Origin of the sequence: Carnobacterium maltaromaticum DSM 20342, assembly GCF_000744945.1 — a bacterium.
Taxonomy (GTDB): Bacteria; Bacillota; Bacilli; order Lactobacillales; family Carnobacteriaceae; genus Carnobacterium; species Carnobacterium maltaromaticum.
This window is the reverse complement of record NZ_JQMX01000004.1, coordinates 12,243-29,793: the sequence shown is the minus strand read 5'-3', so window position 1 is coordinate 29,793 and position 17,551 is coordinate 12,243. Positions and strand designations below refer to the sequence as shown.

Here is a 17,551-nt window from a genome sequence, read left to right as displayed (position 1 = left end):
TTATTTTGTAATTAATTTTGTTCCTTCTTCCGTTTTTCCTGTCGCAAAGTACGCAAGTGCAACTGATTTTTCTTGATCTTTACTAAGATTTTCTTTTGCTTCATTCTTTTCAAATGCCTCGATAATTTTGGCATTATCTCCTTCTAAAATAGCTTGATTTAAAGCGCCATTTTTTGATTTATATAAGACATTAAAAGCGGTCAATATGCCTATTTCCTTGTCCTTAAACAACTGATTTTCAATGACGTCTAATTTATCCGGATAAGCTTCAGCTGCATCCAAATATTTTTTATCTTTTAAAAGGTCTTCAAGGGTTACTTTTTCTACTGTAGGTTCTTTTTTAACTTTTTCAACTTGTTTAACACTGTCCTCTTTCAGTTGAATAATGGATTGCTGAAGCTCCTGGTTCTTCGCATGAACGGTTTGAAGTTCGGTATATCCAAAGAACCCACCTCCAGCTAATAACAAACCACAAATACCCGTCACAATAGGAAACAAGATTTTTCTTTTCTTTTTTTCTTTTTGTGGTGGCTGAACTACCTCTGTTGGAACCACTTGTGGAATCGAATTTTTTTCTTGCATCGTGCGTAGTGTGTTTTCGATTAGTTCTTGAAATTCTTGGTTTTTTCTTCGTTCTTCACGCTGCTTTTGATACAATTGATCATTTGATTCTAAAATTTCTTGCATCAAAGTATCTTTAGTTCGAGCCGAATGGCTTTCTTTTACTTTTGCTTCTTCAAGTATTTGCAGCTCTTTGGCTTTTAATCGGTTTTGTTCTTCAGTTAATTGCTGTTCGGCTTTACGCATAGCCAAACGTTGTTCAGCTGCCACTTCTTTCTTCCAAGACTCCTCTTGTTCTTTAAAACGTGCTTCTAAGTCGTCATAATAGGCATCTTGTGTATCTTTCATGGCACTGATAACGTCTTCTAATCCTTTTGAAAAGCCTTCTAATGTTTGATTTTTAAAGAGTAATAAGTCTTCGTCACGCTTCGTAATCTCTTCATTGACTAATTCAATTCTTTTTTCTTCAGCTTCAAGTTTAAAGATTCGTTTATTTTCTTCTGTGGCCAAGTCCTCTTCAGCAATTTTTCGCTGAGTAAATCGTTGCTCTACAACTTCACGTTCACTTTTTTGTTTCATTTGAAGGGCATTCATTTCGTTTTCATGTTTAATAGAAAGCTGTTTTTCTTCAGATTTACATTCCTGATCTATTCGTTCAATAACTTGATTCACATTTGTTTCAGCTTTTAAAGCCAATTGTTCTTTGTATTGCGCTAATTGTTCTTCTATCGCTTCTTCAGGTGTTAATTCTCTATTCGATTGATATTTTGAAATTAGCACTTTTCCAGCTGCTTTTTTTAACGCTCGGACATTTTTCTCAAAATTACTTACAAGTGACATTGTAAAATTCAACTGTTTAATTGAATTCAAATACTCCTTTTTCTTTAATTGCAGTGGCGTTAATTCACTTTCATTTGCACTCACACCAAAACGTTCATATAAAAGCCTATCTTCATCCTTTGTTTCTTCTTTTAATGCTGTTAAAACCACTTCTATCGCTTCTAGCGTTCCAGTTTCAGTTAAATCTGAATAGGCTTCTAACGAGGTTAAGGCGCTTGTGGCTGTTCGATTATTTTGATCTTGATTTTGATAGGTTCCATTAATACGTGCGACATATTCGACTTTTTGATGTTGTTTTTTTTCTTGATTTTCTGTTTCAAGTTGTTTTTTCTCTTCTTCAGCTCCAGAATACTCATCTTCATATTCAATATCACTTGATTCTTCAGCATTTACTTGCATGGTAACCATTTCTGGCGGTTCTTCATTTTTCTGAAGGTTTACAACAAGCGGTTCTTCTGGTTGATCCCAAGTCGTATTATAAGGTTCTTGTAGCTTGTTTTCTGTTGGTCCTAGATTCTCCTTATTTTTCTTCCCAACAAATGGAATTTTAAGAGAGAATGCTTTCTTATTATTCTGCTCTGAATAGCGTTCTGGATTGTTGTATTCTTCTTCAACCTGGCTTTGTAATCCTTCAGCCAACGCTTCTAACACTTCTTGATCATTATCTTCTGCTGTTTCCATTGATTTATAGATATCCGTTGTTAAAACATCGATTAACAATTCTCGATTATCCCCAAAGTGTATTGTTAAATCGTCAAACTCGAAGTCTTCATTTTGCTCAGTCTCTGTTACTTCCAAAGATAGATTCATACTTGTCATTCCTAATGTTTCGAGTGCATCATAGCAGTTAGACAACAAACTTTCAGCTTCTAAAAGGTTATAAGATTTTTTTAACTTTAAGATTTTGGCTTTTTTTAGTTCTTTTCCAATGGTTATAAACTTTACTACATACCGGACCATCTTCATCCTCCTTATTTTTAAAGAAAAAGAGAGGGAATCCCTCTCTTAGTCATCTAGTTATTTTAGAACCCAGTTGAAGTTTTGAAGAATGTTGCAATTTCTGCAGCTCCAAAAATACAAAACATCCCAATCAACACATACATGATCCAGGGCTTTGCTGTTTCTGCCCCTTTACGACCCATGAAAAACATAATACCGATTCCAACGGCACATACAGCTGCACCAGGCACTGCCAATTTTTGAACAAATTCTACAATGCTATTCATGCTATTGATTGCGCTATCTCCTAAAGCATTTAAAGACCAGTTCTCCATACCTAACTTTATTAATGTGACTGCCATTTTCACTCTGTTTACAATTTCTAATGCTGCTACATTCATTTTTATTCCTACTTCCTTTTTATTTAATATTTTTTGCCATTAATTTGATGCATTCTTCTTCAATAACAGCTTTTTCCCAAGCTTTATCCGTTCCATTAAGAATTTTCATTTTTCTTTTTGTTAAAATGTCGTCCCGCCACTTCTTAAAATCTTTGTTTTGGTTGTTTAAAATCGTTTTAGCTGCTGTTTCAAAAATACTTTCTTTTTTTGCGGCCACTTCTGTTCCCTCACTTCTTTTAAATTTGGGTTTTAACTGGATCCCATAACCAAAACCATTAAATTACAGTAGAAAAACAAAAAAGACTCTAGTTTCAGAGTCTTCAGTCGGTTATTCTATTAATCACTTGTTTACGTGGTTTCTTTTTTTGCTTTTTTTCGTTTCTTCATCCATAAAATAAAACCTGCGGTTCCAGCAATCGCCACACTAATTCCTATAACTCCAGTTAATAGATTACGCTCACCAGTTTGTGGTAAAATTTCTTCAGGAATGTTAGGAATGACTGTTACTTTATTACTTTCCATTTTCTCATCATTGATTAACAAGAAAGCAATGTTATCAATTGGAGGTTTTAATTCTTCTGGAGTAACACTTTCTTTTATTTTTGTTGAAATCGTTAGCTTAAATGTTTTTCCGTGTAAGTCTTCTAATCGTTCCTCATTAAATTTAAACGATACAACTTGTTTTTCAACTTGTACTTCTCCCCAATTTGAAACATCTTGTCCGTTTGAATCTTCAACCTTTAAACTATTAAATTCTAGTCGATCATCTAATACATCTTGAATCACGATACTTTTTAATTTTTCATCGTTTTGAATTGCTGCGTACACAACAAATTCAATTGGATCTTTAACAGACACAATTTCTTTTGAATCTACTAACTTATCTCCATCAACAATTTTCTTCATAATGTTACTTTCCAAAGCCGGTGGAGTAACATGAACAATATTAGAATCAATTGTGGCTTCATTAACAGTTAACTTCATGTTATTTGGTATTCTAAGCGCTTCTAAGGCACTTAAATCACTTCCTTCAATATAGTTAGCTTTAATTTGCCAATTTAGTTTCTGGCCTATTAATTGAGGTGCATAGTCTTCAGTAAATTCAAAGGTTACTTCATTACTTGCATAATCACCAGGTGCTTTTTCGTCTGTTTTTTCTACTGTTGATTCACTTTCTTCATTCGTTGGTTCTTTTTCGTTGTCGTTTGGCATAGGTTCCTCAGAATTACTGATAACTTCACCATTTACTTTAACAACACCTTCGTTGGTGATATCCTTCCCATTTTGATCAAAAACGCTTAGTTTTTTAAACGAAAAGGCTTCATGTAACATATCGGTTAATACAACGTTTTTTACAGCTGTATCATTTGCGATTTGTACGTCTCCGTTAAAAAGAATATCTTTTGTTACATCAATTAACTCTAATTCTTCAACATGTTCACCAGAATCATTAACAATAGATTTAACAATGGTGTTTTCTAAAGGAATTGGGCTTACGGTTACAATGTTTGATTCCATTGAAAGATCACTACTTGTTACTTCATCATTTACACGTAAATTCATGATATTTGGAATTTTACCATCTTCTAAGTTTGAAAGGTCAGATCCTTCTACATAATTCGTTGTCACTTCCCAAACAAAAGTTTTCCCGTACATGGTCGATACATAATCTTGATCAAATTTAAATTCCAAGTTTTGTCCTTCTGTTGAAATTTTTCCTTTATCAGTAATATCTTTTCCATCGGCACTAAATACCTTCATAGATTTGTAACTCAAGGCTTTATAGAGTTCTTCATCTACACTAACATTTTCTAATTGTGTAGCATTTGTCACCACTGACGTTCCTCTAAAAATAATATCTCGTTGGTTGTCAGTAAAAACATCATCAATATCTTCTTCTCCAGTTGCTTTTAATACTCTTTGAGTGATTGTAGCTTCAATAGGTGGTACTAAAACCTCAACTGGAGGACTTACTACTGGTTTTCCATTTACAATCAATTCCATCACATTCGGCAATGAAATAAATTCTTGGTCTTCTTCTTTTTCAATCGGAACACTTGGATTGTATTTAATTTTAATAAGCCACTCTATTTTCTTACCTTTTAAAGACTGTACATAGTCAGTATTGAACTCAAAAGACACTTTGGATATATACTAATAAAGTAGACAGTATTTTTAATGGTATACTGTTTATAAGTAGACACTAAAACGAAAGGAATGATTCAAATGTCCAATTACAAAAAATATGATGAAGAATTTAAGAAAAGCCTTGTTAATCTTTACCATGGAGGTAAAACACAAACTTCGTTGTGTAAAGACTATGGCGTTTCCTTTACAGCGTTATCCCGCTGGGTAAAACAATATTCTGAAGTTCAAATTGAAGATGGTTCTATCCTTACTGCTAAACAGATTAAAGACTTACAGAAGAAAAATGCTTTATTAGAAGAGGAAAACCTCATCTTAAAAAAAGCGATTGCCATCTTCACGCCACACTCAAACAACGATTAGATGCGGTTCATTTATTACGTTTTGATCATTCTATTGTGCGCCTTTGTAGAGTCTTAAACGTAAATAGAAGTACCTATTATAAACACTTTGACCCAACTCCTGCTCCTAGAACTGTTGAAAATCAACAGCTTCGACAAACCATTTTTTCTATCTATATGGATTCTAAAAAACGATTAGGTGCTGCGAAAATAAAAGTTGTTCTTGAGCGTGATTTTGGAATTTTCATTAGTGTTGGGCGAGTGTACCGATTAATGAAATCAATGGATTTGCCAAAAATGTCTACAGCTAAGCCGAAATTTTTATATGCGAAACCAAAGGTTTCTTTAGCTTACTCAAATCACTTAAACCAACAATTCAATCCGACTGAACCGAATCGAGTTTGGACGAGCGATATTTCTTACATTCCTGTTAATAAAGGGTTTGTTTATCTCTGTGTCATTTTAGATTTATTTTCCAGGAAAATTATAGGATGGCGCGTTCGTCCAACTATGGAAGCTTCTTTAGTCCTTGAGACACTTGAAACAGCTGTGAATCAAAGAAATCCCAAAGAGCCTGTTCTATTCCATACAGATCGTGGAAGCCAATACTGTGCGACTAGTGTTCGTCAATTTTTAGACACACATAACCTCGTTCCATCTTATTCCAAAGCAGCTTACCCATGGGATAATGCCGTAAACGAGTCTTTTTTTAAATATATGAAAAAAGAAGAACTGAACCGCAGAACATTTAGAACAATCCAAGAAGTTGAACAATCTTCATTTGAATATATAGAGGGTTTTTACAATTCAAAACGCCCCCATTCAGCAAACAATATGATGACCCCGAATGAAAAAGAAAAAATCTATTTTGGGTCTATCTAAATTGTATCTATTTTTGTGTCTACTTTATTGACATCTGTCCACTTCTTTTTCTTTTACAACCTCTTTACCTTTAGTTGTAATGTCTTTCCCATCAGAGTCGAGTACTTTCATACTGACAAAATCAAACGAATTGTTTAATACATCTTTTAGGATAACTGAATCAATATCCTCATCATCTGTAATTTGAATCGTCCCTTTAAACGTTAATTCAGTGTTAATATTATCAATTTCCATTGAATCAACTTCTTTTCCGTCTGCATCAATTATTTTTTTTATAATTGAATTAGGCAACAATTCTTTTACTGGATTTTCTACTTCGTTTGTTTCCTTAGTACTATTTTCTATTGTGACTGTTGCTTTATTTTTAATCACAAAAGATACAGCAGCGTTAGCAAATAAATTATTTGCACTAAAAACCATGACTAGCATAATCGCAACGACAAGCCAATTTCTTATTTTGCTCTTCATCTATTTCTCCCCTTCTTTCTTAATCCACACGTACATTCACTTTTAAGGAGTAACTTTCGCCTTCATACACCATTACTTCTTTTAACAAGTGATCATTTCCTGTAAAAGTTAATGTATTTGTGTCTTTGTCTAGTGCAATAGTTCCCGCATTAGGAATAACTGCGCCTTTGTCATTTATAAGTTCCGCCGAAAGAAAAGTTACTTCTTTCGGTAAAGGATCTGTAATGATAAATTTCTTATATTTCTCCAGTAAATCTTGGCCAAGAATATTTACTTTTTGAGTAATGAGATAGGAAATTTCTTGCCCGTGTTTTACTTGAACTTTGTTAATGTCTTTTCCGGATAAATCAACTACTTTTTTAGTCGGTTTTTCTGGTTGAACGCTGAACAACGTGGCTGAGTTTAATGAATTCCAAGCCAAGCCATTTTTAGATCCAACTTTTAAAACTTGACTATCTCCAGCTACCTGGAAACTGACAGTTGCTCTTTTGAATGAATCTGCACCAAGTACGTCCTCAAAGTCGTTTTCAGCGTTCCCACCACCTAAAGCAATACCTAGCCATACTTTTTCTGTTTCAGCTGGATAGTTTGGATTAGCGGAGTAGTTAACAAGTGTATTATGGGTTGTATAGCTGTTTAAATTTTTATCAGTTGTTTTGTATGCCACATATTCACCTGTATTTAAAGAATTAATCGTAAAATAGGAATCGCCACCTAATGTGATTTTATTCCCACTTTCAGCTTCAAAAAATTCATATTTCGTATCTAATTGATTCATGTTTAAAAAGAAATATCCTGAAAATAAATTTTCTGAAAAATCAATAGCTGCTTCTTCATAAAAAACGGCCACTCCTTTAACTTTTTTCATATTACTTAATGTCATTACCGCTTTAATGTCTTTACCTTTGTATTTCCCTACATAGTTATACGTTACTTTAACCGTATCTGTTGCTTTAAAATCATTAAATTTAATCGCTTGTGATCCGTATCCATCAAGGTATTGCGGGTGTACTCCTGTTTCTAATCCATCTAACCGTTCAGGTCGTTTTTTGGCTGCATTAGCCGCTTTTTTATAGATTGTAGCTCTTCCTTCAGTAATAGCTGAACTTTCAATCGTATACCCCTTTTTTTGAGGATTACGTTCAATAATTAGGTTGTTTGTGGCTTCAATTACTGGATTATCTTTATCTACTGTAATATGTTCTGCACTTACTGAATTAAAGAACCCCAGAAAAGAACTACCGATAATGGTTACTATAGTAACTTTAGAAATAAACCGTCTTAATTTCATCTTATTTCCCTCCTTTTTTCTTGATTATTTACGTTTTTATTACTTTACTTTCACTGTTATTTTCAATGAATAGGTTTCACCTGTATACTGCATAACATTTTTCAACATGTTCTCGTTGGCTGTAAATTTGACTGTGTTTGATTTTTCATTAAAATCAATTGTTCCAGCATTTTGAACTACCGTTCCTTTTTCATCCACTATTTCAGCTGATACAAACGTTACATTTTCTGGTAAGGGATCCTCTATAATAAATTTGGAATATTTTTCTAGTAAATCTTGGCCAAGTGTATTGATTTTTTGGTTAATCAAATAGGCAATTGTTTGTCCATGCTGCACTTGAACTTTGTTAATGTCTTTTCCTTGAGTATTTACAACGGTTTTAGTTGGTTTTTCCGGTTCAACACTAAAAAGTGTCGCACTTGAAATTGACATCCAAGCACTTCCATGTTCGGACCCTAAAGTAAAAGACTGTTTCTTTCCAGAAATTTGGAAACTAACAGTCGCTTTTTTAAAATTTTCTGATCCAATTTTGTCTATAAAATCATTAGAACTTCCTCTCCAATAGTCTCCTGTAACACCCGTTGCTGCAGTGACTCCTTGGTATTTAACAAGTGAATCGTTCGTAATATACACATTATTTTCATTTGATTTACTATAATCAGCAAATTCCCCTATATTTAGAGAATTTATACCAATGTAAGCATCTTTGTTAAATTCAATGACTTCATCTGTTTCTGCCAAACGAAATTCCAAATCATAATTGAAACTTCCAACATTAAAGAAAATATTTCCACTAAACAAATTTTCTGAAATATCGATCATAGGATAATCATAATCTGTTGGGGCATCAACAGATTTTATGTTTGAATACGTAGCAATTGCTTTTACTGGCTTTTTGTTATAGTTTCCAACATTGTTGTAAGTTACTGTAACAGTGTCCGTATTTTTCACATCGTGTAATGCCACCGCTGTTGCTCCATAACCTTTAACGTAGTTTGGTGCTAAATCTGTTTTGAAATTTTCTTCAAATTGATAATTAGACGAACTTTCGTTTAAAGGAGCGTTCTCATCTTTTGAATAAATTTTTGCTCTACTACCAGTGTTTGTTTCCACTTTGTACCCTTTTCTTTCAGGATTCATTTCTACAACAAGATTATTTGTTGCATTTATGGCTGGGTTATCTTTATCGACAACAATAAGTTCCGCTAAAGCAGTTTGTGTAAAGACTCCCAACGTGGATCCACTGAAAAAAATACTTACTAATAAAATCTTCGTTAGTTTTTTTAACATGATTTGTGATCTCCTTCTTATTTTTATTTATCTAAAAAGTAGTATACGTCACTGAAGCAGCTTTCCGGTTAAATCTAAAGCTCTTAACTTTCAAGTAAAGTACAGTGTCTTTTGTGTCCGAAATAATTGTAAGTTGTGTGGCCTCTTTTAGTTGCTCAAATCCGTACCATTTATTTTTCATATTTGATTCATTTCCAAAAAAAATATTTGTGACTTTTATTTTTTCGATTCTAGTTGAATCTCGTTTCCTACAAATTTCAACTTGTTCTCTTTTTAAATAAATAGTCTCTCCCTTCGCCATGTGCCCCCAACTTTCTAAAATTCATTGTCTCCTAACTTCTTTAAAATACTCTTACTTTCGTTGGGCTTCTAATTTTAATTGCTTTCATTTCTTCACCTCTTCTCTATGTCTTAGTCTTAATTGGATTCGTTACTTTTTTAAAACTAGTCATGTTCTTTCCAAAGTTAACAAGCTTACTTTTTACTTTTTTTTTGATTGGCTGTCCGCTTTAATTCGATTGAGATTATCCGTTTCTACATTTGCCAAAAGAACGTTAATTTCTGGTGATCTTGGACCTTTCCCTGGAGCCTTTTCATAGGCTTCCTCTAACCCTTTTTTATACTCTTTTAATTCCACTTCTGTTTCAAACTCAACTAATTGAATGAAATACACAATTCTTACACTCGTAAATGGAACTAAATAAACAACTTTTAGACTTGATACCACATCATTCACTGGTTCTCCTTCAATTTCGATATCCGTTCTTTTTACGGATTGTGTAAATAGTGCTTGATCTTCTTTCAAATAGTTTTTCCATTTTTCGGGCAAAAATAAAAGAGAGTCCATTTGATTGGTTAATCGAATGAAATCTCTCTCGGTTGTTAAAATATGAATATTCTCTTTGAAGTCTTTTGCCCATTTCTTGAACTTCATCTTATCTATAAATTTAAGCACAAGAAGAAAAGCCGTCCAAAAACCAAGTACCCAACAAGTTCGAAATAAAAATTCAGGTGAAACCATTATAGAATTTTTTCCTAGTTGTAGATTTCCCATAAACACAACCATGACAACCATAAATCTAATTATTTTGCTTACTTCATTTCCTTTAATTTTTTCTTCAAAATGGATTCCACATTTGCTATACCTTTCTATATACTTGTCTTCCCTTACATAATTCGGATGAAGCATAAATTTGTGAAAGAAACATATAATTAAAACAACAAGAACAATTGAAAAAATCATTGATAGCATCGTAGGAAATAGTTTCATTAACGGCTCCATTTGTTTTGAAGTTAAATCTGTCTCTACTTGAAGATAGTCTAAAAATAATTCTTCAAGGAAAAAATATAAAACTAGAAAAGTCGTTGTTAAAGTACTTGGCTAGCCAATAATCCCAATCCCCTGACAAAATTTATCATCACTCTAAACCAATTGAATTCCTGCAACCACCTAAAATACGGTTCCTTCCATAACATTCTGTAATTTTCTATTGTTACTCTTAGTTTATTCATTGTTATTCTCCTTTTCCGTATACTTTTTTTAATTCTTCTTTGCTCTGTACAAAAAGATAATTTTTTACACTCGCATTTTTTGCTGTTCTTATTTGTTTTTGTAGTCCAGCAACTGGTCTTGGTTCCATATTGTTTAGCATGTTTCCTAAAATAGCGGAATCTTCCATAATTCTCGCTTTGTATCCTTTATTCTCAATATTATCAATTTTTTCACCTCGCAACAGTTCTTCGTCTCTTGTCTTTTTTTCTTTCTCTGCTCGTTGAATACTCTTTGTTAATTTGAACGTATCTCCAGGAGTAAAATTATCAATATCCACACTTGTTACTCCGTATTCTTTTAAATACTCTTTAAACTCTTCAAATTCTTTTTCTGTTTTAAAATTAATAATGGAAACTTCATTTATATACACTTCAATAATTTGTTGTTTAAGGCTGATAATTGGATTAAAAGTATCTATTGGTGCATCTATGTTCAAAATCCTTACGTTATAGCCCGTTTTCTTTAATCGATCAATCATCTTTTCAGAACCTTCTATATTCACTATCTCATTCTCCAATCTTCTTTGACTTGTTTCTTATATTTTAATGACTCGTCCCATATTTCAACATTCATAAAACTAGGAGTTATTTCTGAAACAAAATTGTCTACACCTTCAACTTGATCTAATATAAACTTCAATTCATGTGATGTCTTTTGAGCTGCATTGTCACCTAAAAAGCCCAATACAGAAAAGTCATGATTTTTGGAATCAATTAGCATAATGTCCTTTATTACTGCTAAAAATACTTTTAATGGCAATTCATATACCCACAAGAGTTCATCAATAGCTAGTAATTCTTGAAGGATTGTTTCACGTGATAACTTAATTCCTTTTTCATCATAAACATATTCGATATATTTAATGAGAACCGTTAAAAGGTTTTCTGCGCTTCTTATATAAAATCCTTGTGCACCATTAAAACCATGAATACTTTGTTCATATTTCTTAATAAGTTCAATTTCAATTGGTACAATAGGTACAGAAACATCGATAGAGGTACTTTTCCCCTGCTCTTTTATCAAATTCTCTCGTGTGCCTATTGCACCTTTCCCTAAAGTGATTTCCCGATCAACTAAATTTTTAAAATTCGTGGTATGGGCTTCTTTCAAATCATTCTGGATCCATTCTTCTATTATTTTCTCTACTGTTTCTCTTTGTCTTTTTTTCACTTTCTTGTAAAGATAAATCATGGGTACTATTCCAATAAATACAAGTTCTCTCTGTTTAAATATCACTTTTGTCTGATTCAATAGATAAATCAATAAAATCGGCAAAATCACACAAACATAAAACATTAGTAAAATTGGTTCATTTCTTTCATAAATATCCCTATAAACTGCAAAAAGTACAAAAAGAAAAAGTATATTTACAAATGTTGTAAACATACTTTTTTTAAACTTTATTTTATTGATAACTATGATTCCCTGACTTACATGTTTAAAAACTATACCTATGGGAAATAGAAAATTCATATAAAGTGCAATTTTCAGCAAAACTAACGTCAATTGAAGTATTATATCTGTTGTTCCTTCTATCAATTTACCTTCACTCCTTATGATTATAGTGTTGTCCCTCTTAGTTAAAATATATTAGATGGGGGACAACGTTGATTAATCAGCTTTTGTTTCAACTTCTAAAAGTCCCACAACTCGCTTGTGTTGTTGATCTACATCTAAAATGTCTTTGATAATAGTAGCATTTGACTTACTGTTTAAAATCAGTTGTGGTATTAGCACTCCGTTTTCAAAAATTCCATAGTCACAAACGACATCTTTTACTTCATATTTGTTCATTTTTTGTTCCTCCTTTAATATCTTTAACATTTGGTGTAATGACATTAAAAATCAATCTCCTGCAGCTGTAGTAATTCCTTATTTTTTTCTTCAACATAGAATATCCAACGTACTGGAGGTTTGTATTGTCTATTTGGATAAAGTAAATTTGATAAAAAGTTTCTTTCATTCTCTTCAATAGAAAGAAGAACACTTTCAAATCTCTTATCCGTTAATACTTGTTGCTCCAATACTAGTTTTTCTTGTTTCACTTTGTCTGAACTATGAATAATTGTATTATTTCGATTAAGCATAAATACTGCATTGAGATCTATTGAATCATTATCTTCAGAACGTACTGTTAAAATCATGTTTGTTCCTATCTTTTTGGATAATTCCACTTGAACTTGATTCAATTGAAAAGTCTTTTTTGGTTCCCATTTGTACACAAGGTTGGGAGTGTTTACTATTTTTTCGTTTAAGTTGTTCTTTATATCTGCTGAAATGTAATTTGTGATTATACCTATTGCTAACGATGACATTAACCAAAACATAATATAATAAGTTTTGTCAATTTTTCTTCTATATAAGACAACTACCGCAATTTTGTATAAACATGTGCTTAAAATTAAACTGATTAATACAATACCTACATAAATACAAAATGAACTTAAATTAATTGCATCTATTGCTTGTTGATAGGTTTCATAGTCCTTTATATCTGGTATTTTAAATTTTTCCACTCAATTCACATCCTCATATTCTTTTAAACCTTTTTGGTTAAGGGATATTCCATCTCATTACCTCCATTTTCTTCTGTTAACCTATCTAATGCAGCAAGTATATTTTTCCGTTCTATGGAATCAAGCCTGTTAAGAAAGTCCTTCCAGTTATCTTCATACATAAGCTCATTGCTAATTTCGTACGACCAACCGTTTACTAATTCATTTAGTTCAATTACCAGCCTAAAACATCTTACTTCCCATGCTGTTAAGTGATCTTTATAATCAGCTCGTCTAACTAGCAAATCAATCCATTCTACATGAGATAACTCTTTTGTATTCTTTGCAGCTGTTCGAGCTTCTAAAGCATCTACCGCATAGACAAGTACCTGGTTATTTCTGTATTGATCTTCAACAATGTAAGCTTTCAAAAAAATGCACTCCCTTTTGATTAATCAATCACTTCTCTGAGATAGACTACTTTCGACACTTGGTTTCCGTTTTGTAAATAAGTTATGCCTACACGATTATCATGTTTAATAGCACCCGTTAAAGCTAACCTTTGGTGCTGCGTTAATCGTTTTAAATCGCTGTAGTAGTGCAAAATTACTTTTTTCGATTTTTTATGACTTAGGTATTCAATAAGTTGATTTATTTGTACTTCTCCCACAAAATCCTTCCTCTCTTTTATTAATAGTTTTAAATTTATTATCAAATAGACATCTGATAGTTACTAATTTTGTAAATGTTTTTTCAAATTTTTTAGTCATGTTTTATTCGCACGGTTAAGCATCAGTTACCGCAACTCTATGAACGAAAGACTTGCCAAAGTCTCTCTGGGCATGCTATTGCTCGATACAACCCACAAATGTACTTATGTTTGTATGTCTTGGCAAATCCCTCAATGTACGTAGCAGACAATCTTTTCAGTTGTTGGCACAACTATTTTGACCTGTTTTTACCCCTGCTCCTTAGTAGCTACGCTGATCAGCAAGGCGGTTGACTAGACCGAAATATTCAATTAGTGAGCTTATTTCTTTAGCCTGTGGTTTTCCTTTAGGTATTTTCGTTACCCAAAGATTTTTCAATCGCTTCTAATTTCGCCTAAGTCCATAAACTAGAAAAGAAGTCTCCACCCCATGTTCGAAATTCACTCTCTTACCTGGTTATAGTTTCTAATCTCTCGAACTGGTATTTTCTTTAGAAGAAAGTCCAAGCAAATTAGCAACTATCAAATGTCTATTGTTTAGCAATGGTACGTGCAGTTTTATTTATTCCCTAATGTAGCAAGCTCTTGAACAAATTTTGTATCAATTTTATTTAGTTTTTTAGATTTTCCTTTTCCGGTGCTTATTAATGCTGCTCTTGGGTTTAATCTTTCTGCAATGACGATTCCTGATTCATCCATCACTCTACTGATTTCATGAAAAACGGATTCTAATGGCATTTCGCAACCTTTAACCTCTACTCGTCTCCCTTTGTGATAATAGAAATCTTTTACAAATGTCGTGTTTCCGTCTATAACAATGGGTCTCCCTGTAAATAATTTTGCTGTACTTCCTAACCTAGAAACATCCGATTGTTTTAATGTCATACCTTTTGCCATGTTGATCCTTCCTTTCTCCTATTAATTAATTTACTTATTATCTAATGTGAAAATCTTTAATGTCTTACCATCACCAACACTGTTTGGTCCAAGTTATTTTATCAACTCTCAGTGCCATGATTTTTTAGTAAAGCTCGACAAACAAAAAAAGGGGGCTATCACTATAAATAAATAGTGATAACCCCCTTTTAAATCGCGCTGTAACAATTAACCCCATAAAAATAATATATTAATTCAATCATTTCAGCTAAAAAAACTATTTTCACAAAAATCTTATTGAAAATAAGCTGAAAAATGAACCGTTGTATGATATATTATTAATTGTTGTGACATTTAGTCGCAACCGGGGCTTCTTGTACAGGAGCAACGAAAAAAGGCAATGTGCACTATCTAATTCTGAGTTAGATTGCTGCACCCTGGATGTACTGACCATAATAAATCGTCGCCAAACGACTTATTATGCGAGCATTCAGGGCCTTTTTTGTTTACCCAGTTTTAACAAAAAACCAGTAAAACAAAATTTTTATTTAGTTTTCAAAGTTATTCTCTAATAGTTAAGTTCATTTCTGCAATATTAATCTAACACATAAATGAACTAACTACAAGACAAAACAAAATAAATAAACGATATAGCATATTTAATTTCACTTATTACTATATAAATATATCATAAGTACTTCTAAAAATGTTAGGTGATTTCAAAATATTAGCAAATATTAGTAATTATTAGCAGATTAATAATTGTTGATTTCAGCTTTACTCATAAAAAGGTTGATGCCTAGCTGTTTCGAGTCATTAATAATGGTTTCTTTTAAAACTTCGTGTTTACTAGTAATCGCATACACTAAAGCCATATTGTAATTAATTTCAGCATTTTTCTTTTGACCTAATGCCAGTAAATTAAACCCTTTTTCATAAATTAAGTATCCTAAATGATAGCTATTATTCAATTCATTTGCCCAAAATATCCCTTCATCTGCCATTTGAATTGATATTTCATATTCTTTTATTTCAGAATAAAATTTTGCTATATTAAAGTAAATTTTCAATATTTCAAAAATGTTTTCTTCTCTAAACAACGTTTCATTTCTTAACATTAATACTGCCTTATCAAACCATTTTTGAGCTTTTTTAATTTTTTTTCTTTCACATGAAATAATTCCAAGTCCACAGTAAACTAAAATGTCTTCAACATCACCATTAATTTCATAATCTTCTAAAATTCTATTAAAAATTTTCTCAGCTTTATCAACATCCCCCAAACCAACTAATGTTGTCATGCCTAAGTAGTAATAGTATCTTTTACTTTGAGAAATATTAATAATCTCAGAAGGATTAATTTGTCCCACTAATTGGTAAAAAGCATTTTCATGTTTACCTAGTGCCACAAGTTTACTTACATTGCTCAATACTCGTTGTGTAGAACTTTGATTCCCAATTGTAATCTCAAATATATCAATATCTAGCTTTATTGCAATCTCCTTCAAAATATATGTTGAAGGCATACTATTGCCATTTTCAATATTGCTAATAGTACCTTGAGTACAAATCCCCTTTGCTAATTCAATTTGAGACATATTTAATTGTTTTCTTTTTGACTTAATTTTCATAGCAATTTCCCTATTTATAACATTCTCCCCCTTAGACAATGAGTTTCACATAGTGTATACTAAAAATAATTAATATTTGGAGGTGAAAAAATGCAATTTTTAGCTACCTTTTTTAATATCACTCCATACGGTAACACCCCATGGTCATAAAAAAAAAATTAATTTCCCCTTGAAATAGTGCATTTTTATGTTCTATTTCTTTTTTTTATACAATTGTGCACTTGACGTATTTTTACCCGCAGTCTCAATATTACAAATTCCTTTTTCTTCAACTTCATTTTTAAATCTAATGGCCATTTGTCTTCTTGTTGTTAAATCTACTTGTTTCCAAATAAGTGGAACAAATAAATCTGAAACTTTAAAGATTAATCCAGGTTCTACTTTCTCAACTTCCAAAAGTAAATTTTCATAATTAATCACAGCTGATCTTCCCTTCAAGTAAATTTAATATATACTACACTAACATTCATGTCAACATGCATGTTAGTATAAAAATTCATAATATCTAGTAAAATTAAGATAATTCACTTAACACTCTAACGTAGATTAAAGAAATCTCAACAAATATATCCTCGTCTTCATCAAATATCATTCCAATCCATACTGGCAATATTCTACCAATTAAAGCATACATTCCAATTATTTCTGACATAAAAACATCTTTCTTGGCTTCTCTCGTTGCAACTTTAAGCTTTTTAACTATACCAGGTACACCAAGTTCTTTAGCCTTTCCTTCAAATTCAGATTTTAAAAGACGAGCTTCATTTTCAACTTTATCTGTTAAAGCAATACCTTCAGCTGCTAGGTACGTTTTATTCTCGACCTGATTGATTACATATTCAGACTCAAGAACAATTAAAGCATTGTAAACTTGATCTAAAATCAAATTCCCTAAATTAGCTAAACCAACAAAAAAATACATTGGTAAAGTCTCTATAGTCCTCTCACGTTCAATCCATGTTGATACTGTAGATTGTGGAATTCCTGTAACTACCGAAAACTCTGATAAATTCATCTTCAATTCATCCCTTAAAAATGTAAAAATAGGGTGTTTCCCAATACGTCTCACTTTAGTCATTCCTTGCCTACCCTCTTTCAATAAAAGAATTATTTCATATGCGATAATTATA

20 protein-coding genes are annotated in these 17,551 nt (G+C 32.0%); 1 reads left to right on the top strand and 19 read right to left on the bottom strand.

Annotation, left to right across the window (positions count from 1 at the left end):
• The 4 genes from BR77_RS17250 to BR77_RS17235 form a co-directional block, all read right to left on the bottom strand.
• Entirely contained in the window at window positions 1-2,361 is a 2,361-nt protein-coding gene (locus BR77_RS17250) for a hypothetical protein (protein WP_035066691.1), read from the bottom strand.
• A gap of 62 nt (window positions 2,362-2,423) precedes the next feature.
• Window positions 2,424-2,741: a TrbC/VirB2 family protein gene (locus BR77_RS17245; protein WP_035066686.1), complete on the bottom strand. Its 318-nt coding sequence runs from the start codon at window positions 2,739-2,741 to the stop codon at window positions 2,424-2,426.
• A gap of 19 nt (window positions 2,742-2,760) precedes the next feature.
• Window positions 2,761-2,958: a DUF5415 family protein gene (locus BR77_RS17240; protein WP_035066683.1), complete on the bottom strand. Its 198-nt coding sequence runs from the start codon at window positions 2,956-2,958 to the stop codon at window positions 2,761-2,763.
• Between the two features lie 131 nt (window positions 2,959-3,089).
• Window positions 3,090-4,883 carry an isopeptide-forming domain-containing fimbrial protein gene (locus BR77_RS17235; RefSeq protein WP_035066680.1) on the bottom strand — a complete coding sequence of 598 codons (1,794 nt, stop codon included), beginning with the start codon at window positions 4,881-4,883 and terminating at the stop codon, window positions 3,090-3,092.
• Window positions 4,884-4,967: 84 nt separating this feature from the next.
• Here BR77_RS17235 and BR77_RS18845 point away from each other — a divergent pair.
• Window positions 4,968-6,109, top strand: a protein-coding gene (locus BR77_RS18845; protein WP_233463432.1) for an IS3 family transposase whose coding sequence is annotated in 2 segments (ribosomal slippage) — window positions 4,968-5,214 and window positions 5,214-6,109 — 1,143 coding nt in all. Because the reading frame shifts where the segments join, the coding sequence is not laid out codon by codon here.
• Between the two features lie 24 nt (window positions 6,110-6,133).
• On the opposite strand, the gene BR77_RS17220 is transcribed toward BR77_RS18845, so the two are convergent.
• The 15 genes from BR77_RS17220 to BR77_RS17150 form a co-directional block, all read right to left on the bottom strand.
• Entirely contained in the window at window positions 6,134-6,577 is a 444-nt protein-coding gene (locus tag BR77_RS17220) for a hypothetical protein (protein WP_035066677.1), read from the bottom strand.
• 19 nt (window positions 6,578-6,596) lie between these two features.
• Complete coding sequence (locus tag BR77_RS17215; RefSeq protein WP_035066674.1) at window positions 6,597-7,868, bottom strand: isopeptide-forming domain-containing fimbrial protein; 1,272 nt, start codon at window positions 7,866-7,868, stop codon at window positions 6,597-6,599.
• Window positions 7,869-7,907: 39 nt separating this feature from the next.
• On the bottom strand, window positions 7,908-9,158 hold the full coding sequence (locus BR77_RS17210; RefSeq protein WP_035066671.1) for an isopeptide-forming domain-containing fimbrial protein: 1,251 nt from the start codon (window positions 9,156-9,158) through the stop codon (window positions 7,908-7,910).
• Window positions 9,159-9,189: 31 nt separating this feature from the next.
• A complete protein-coding gene (locus BR77_RS17205) occupies window positions 9,190-9,459 on the bottom strand; it encodes a hypothetical protein (RefSeq protein WP_035066668.1) in 270 nt (89 codons plus the stop codon).
• Window positions 9,460-9,639: 180 nt separating this feature from the next.
• The gene (locus BR77_RS17200; protein WP_035066666.1) at window positions 9,640-10,428 is read right to left on the bottom strand and encodes a hypothetical protein; all 789 of its coding nucleotides are present in this window, start codon (window positions 10,426-10,428) and stop codon (window positions 9,640-9,642) included.
• A gap of 244 nt (window positions 10,429-10,672) precedes the next feature.
• Complete coding sequence (locus BR77_RS17195; protein ID WP_035066663.1) at window positions 10,673-11,212, bottom strand: hypothetical protein; 540 nt, start codon at window positions 11,210-11,212, stop codon at window positions 10,673-10,675.
• A complete protein-coding gene (locus BR77_RS17190; protein WP_035066660.1) occupies window positions 11,212-12,249 on the bottom strand; it encodes a hypothetical protein in 1,038 nt (345 codons plus the stop codon). The genes BR77_RS17195 and BR77_RS17190 overlap by 1 nt, the downstream gene beginning before the upstream one ends.
• 72 nt (window positions 12,250-12,321) lie before the next feature.
• On the bottom strand, window positions 12,322-12,504 hold the full coding sequence (locus tag BR77_RS17185; protein WP_056995092.1) for a hypothetical protein: 183 nt from the start codon (window positions 12,502-12,504) through the stop codon (window positions 12,322-12,324).
• A gap of 44 nt (window positions 12,505-12,548) precedes the next feature.
• On the bottom strand, window positions 12,549-13,226 hold the full coding sequence (locus tag BR77_RS17180; RefSeq protein WP_035066655.1) for a hypothetical protein: 678 nt from the start codon (window positions 13,224-13,226) through the stop codon (window positions 12,549-12,551).
• A gap of 23 nt (window positions 13,227-13,249) precedes the next feature.
• Entirely contained in the window at window positions 13,250-13,636 is a 387-nt protein-coding gene (locus tag BR77_RS17175; protein ID WP_035066653.1) for a hypothetical protein, read from the bottom strand.
• A gap of 20 nt (window positions 13,637-13,656) precedes the next feature.
• A complete protein-coding gene (locus tag BR77_RS17170; protein ID WP_035066651.1) occupies window positions 13,657-13,875 on the bottom strand; it encodes a hypothetical protein in 219 nt (72 codons plus the stop codon).
• A 597-nt stretch (window positions 13,876-14,472) separates the two neighbouring features.
• Window positions 14,473-14,811 carry a hypothetical protein gene (locus tag BR77_RS17165; RefSeq protein ID WP_035066649.1) on the bottom strand — a complete coding sequence of 113 codons (339 nt, stop codon included), beginning with the start codon at window positions 14,809-14,811 and terminating at the stop codon, window positions 14,473-14,475.
• A 734-nt stretch (window positions 14,812-15,545) separates the two neighbouring features.
• Window positions 15,546-16,421: a helix-turn-helix domain-containing protein gene (locus tag BR77_RS17160; protein ID WP_035066647.1), complete on the bottom strand. Its 876-nt coding sequence runs from the start codon at window positions 16,419-16,421 to the stop codon at window positions 15,546-15,548.
• Window positions 16,422-16,613: 192 nt separating this feature from the next.
• Entirely contained in the window at window positions 16,614-16,841 is a 228-nt protein-coding gene (locus BR77_RS17155) for a DUF1413 domain-containing protein (protein WP_035066645.1), read from the bottom strand.
• A 94-nt stretch (window positions 16,842-16,935) separates the two neighbouring features.
• Entirely contained in the window at window positions 16,936-17,499 is a 564-nt protein-coding gene (locus tag BR77_RS17150) for a hypothetical protein (protein ID WP_035066642.1), read from the bottom strand.
• Window positions 17,500-17,551: the final 52 nt, after the last annotated feature.